Source organism: Streptomyces sp. ADI96-02, assembly GCF_003846185.1.
Lineage (GTDB): Bacteria > Actinomycetota > Actinomycetes > Streptomycetales > Streptomycetaceae > Streptomyces.
Genome location: NZ_ML123034.1, coordinates 3,941,399 through 3,944,761 on the forward strand (window position 1 = coordinate 3,941,399; position 3,363 = coordinate 3,944,761).

Annotated in this window: 2 protein-coding genes; both read left to right on the forward strand. The window is 55.8% G+C overall.

What is annotated here, in order from left to right; all coding sequences use genetic code 11:
• The first annotated feature begins 890 nt into the window (after positions 1-890).
• Positions 891-2,021 carry a DUF7224 domain-containing protein gene (locus EES43_RS17345; protein WP_124269554.1) on the forward strand — a complete coding sequence of 377 codons (1,131 nt, stop codon included), beginning with the start codon at positions 891-893 and terminating at the stop codon, positions 2,019-2,021.
• Between the two features lie 576 nt (positions 2,022-2,597).
• A complete protein-coding gene (locus EES43_RS17350; RefSeq protein WP_124269555.1) occupies positions 2,598-3,341 on the forward strand; it encodes an ATP-binding cassette domain-containing protein in 744 nt (247 codons plus the stop codon).
• Positions 3,342-3,363 lie beyond the last annotated feature (22 nt).

A 3,363-nucleotide genomic window follows, 5' to 3' on the forward strand; every position in this document is an offset into this window, starting at 1 on the left:
GGAGCGGCAACGCTGAAGAAGCTAACTGACTCTCTACGATAAACTCGCCAAAACATCACATGAGACATCTTGTGAAAAAACGGACAACAGGGTTCACTCCGTTACCTCTTGCTCGCTGTTCGATCACACGGTGTGTAGGTTCTGTACCTGCGCTTATTATATGCGCAAGTCTATTTTTCCCTGATTTGGCACGCCCCAGCTATTTCCGTCGCTCATGAAAGGTACGAGTCGCATGAGACTGAAAACTCGCATCGGCACCGTTGTGGCGCTGACATCCGCCGCATCGCTCGCCCTCTCCCCCTCTGCGCAGGCAAATTGGTCCGGTTCGCTAAAGCCGTAGATGTCAATTACGAATCCGGCAGGTGGCAGGACGAGCTCTATTCTCAGATTACATTCCATGACTGCCACGCTTACAGCACGAGCCCTGTACCTCAGAGTACAGATGTTCAGATGTGGCGCCAGATAGACCTTCAGCCTGACGACTCCTACGACAAGAAAACCTACACGGCTTGCTTCTCCGGCGCGTAAGTAACGGAGAATGGACCGAGTTGCCGTCCGGGAAGAAGCCCTACTACTTCCAAATTATGGAGATAGGAAACTCGACCTCAATACTCCGCGAATTGGATGTCGGCAAGTTTGTCGTTGACACCACGAAGGCGGACGGCTAAGAGCTAGCTATAGGGGTGGGTGGGCGGAAATCCGCCCACCCAGTTCTTCAGTTACGCCACGGAGAGCGGTAAATGAAATTCGCTAGTTCCATGAGGTCAAGCAGCGTTCGCTGGGCTGCACCTTTCGTTCTGCCGCTAACGCTCATATACTACTTTGCTGGGGAATCTACAGCACTAGATGAATTCTATGGTTACGCTCCCGCGCTTATAGCGGCCCCGCTGATGACCCTCTACGCCCTCGCATACGCCACTGCTGCGGCACTGGCTGTCTGGGAAAGTGGTCGACTGAAAGCCTCCGGAATATGGATGCTTGCGCCGGCACGTTCGCGTTATCGTATTGCGGCTAATGCCCTGGCTCCCACGATACTGCTTTCCTGGCTGGTGCTCATTCTGCCCGCCGGCCTCTCGCTGACTCGCACCACCATCTTTCCGACGACGGGGAGCCTGCGCCTTCCCGCCATGGCTGCAATACTATGCGTGGCCTACTCGGTCATCGGTTTCGGTATCGGACTAAAAGTCCCTCGTCTCATAGCTGCCCCTATCACAGCGGTCGTAGGGTGGGTCGCAATCGCCTTTTCCCGAGCTGTGCAGCCATATTGGGTGCGCCACATCTCAGGCCAATACACAGATATCGGTTTTGGCGAGCTCCCAAGCTACCTGTCATTGTTGCCGCCCATTCTCTTCGCTGGCTCAATCTCCGTTGCTGTGGCCACCATGTGGTTGCCCGTTCGCAGAAAGCTCTTCTTGGGCCTGCTGGCATGTGGCCTTACCCTTGGAGGAGTCTACGGCGCCCAGACTGTAGCAAAGGACTGGAATCACAACCCACCATTGATAGTCGGCCAAGCGGACATGACCTGCATAGGAAACAGTCCAAAAGTTTGCATGCCCCAATCCACATCAAGCGATCTTCAAAGACTACGAAATGACGCGGTCTCAGTACTAAAGGACCTGCACGATGCCGACGTGGAAAGAACTCCTTCGCTGATTACCGATAACTTGGCCGATGGGCGATACCAAAAAAGATCCACAGCAGAAACCTGGCGCATGGGTCTTACCACTGCTGCAAACCAAGGCGACGCGCGCTACCAATTCATGCTAGCGGCTGTGCGTTTCCCCTGCGACCGCGTAGACCCTATCGCCGGTCCTGCAGTCGTACTGTGGGCGGCCAAGAAGACTGGGCAAGCAGAAATATTTGAAAGGCGTGCCACCACTCAGGAACCCTCGCCTCAGAGGAGTCAGGAGTTGCGGCAAATTCACGATATAGTTAATAACGTGTTGTCGCAGTCACGGGAAAAGCAGGCCGCCTGGTTCTATCGCGCTTCCACCCAAGCTTGCACAGGCGAAGCTTCATGATGTGGTGGATAAGGACGCGTCGAGTTCATACTGCAATGCTACCCTCGCTTGCAGTATTCGGTCTCCTTATACTTCTTGTTCACAACATATCGGTCCCCCTGCCATCCATCGTGGGCAGAAGTCAAGTAGCGCTATCGCTTTTCGTTCCGGTACCTCTGCTTGCCGGCTTGATGATGTGCCTCGAATCGCGACTTCCAGCTCCCGAAATTTCTGCTGCCCGCCGAGTAGCGCTGCTGGATGCTGCACTAATCGTCAGCACGGTCGTCGCCGCAATACTCCTGTGCCTGATCGCCGGTGATCTACTCAACTCGTCGCAAGTCGGCACCGTGGGCAGGAATGGTGTCTTTCTCATCGGGCTCATGCTGTGTGCCCGGACGATCGCAGGACAGACGGCTGTCATGGTCCCCGTAGCGTGGCTCGTGATGGTTGTTTTTGTAGGGTACCGGGGCCCCGGTGACGCCTACAGTTGGACAATTCTCACAGAACCTGCTGGTAACCCCCACGCAATCCTCGTCACTGTCCTGGCATTTATGGTGGGAACCGCTCTTCAGTACCGGGCCACAAGGGAGTAGGCGAATGAATCTTGTCATGGAATCCTGTACATACAGGTATGCGCGTCGCCGAAATCCAGTTCTGGAAGATTTCAATTACCGATTGCCTGAGGGTTTGACCGTCCTCTTGGGGCCCAACGGTGCAGGCAAATCGACATTGCTGAAACTGGCAGCCTCCGTGATTTTCCCGCAAGAAGGCGCGGTCACTCTAGGTCGACTCAAAGCGGGAACGAAAACCTATCGTAAGTCCATAGCGTGGATGCCGCAAGACATAATCCCGATTCCGTCCCTTAAGGTACGCGAATACGTTGCGTATATTGGATGGCTTAAGGGCATGAACCGTAACGACGCGTGGCAGCAGGCTCTGCGCGCCCTGGAAAGAGTCAAGCTACGGGACAAAGCGGAAGTGAAAACCAGTCAACTATCCGGCGGTCAGCTGCGCCGTGTCGGCGTAGCTGGTGCCCTGGTGCACAACGCACAAGTACTGCTCCTTGATGAGCCCACAGCTGGCCTGGACCCCCATCAGCGCCGAGTCTTCCGTGAAATCCTCGGCGACCTCACCCAGGACGTCAAGGTGCTGCTATCCACCCACGATGTCGCGGACCTCGCGGAAGAAGCCAGTCACGTTACGGTTCTTCATGGCGGACGCATTCTCCACGACGACACGGCCTTTGCTTTCATGCGCCACACACCACCCGGCATAGCAGCCGGACGCGCGGCCGAGGGGGCCTACACAGCTCTACTCGGAGAGCACGGTTTGGACTACTGAGCTTCTTCAGCGTTGCCGCTCG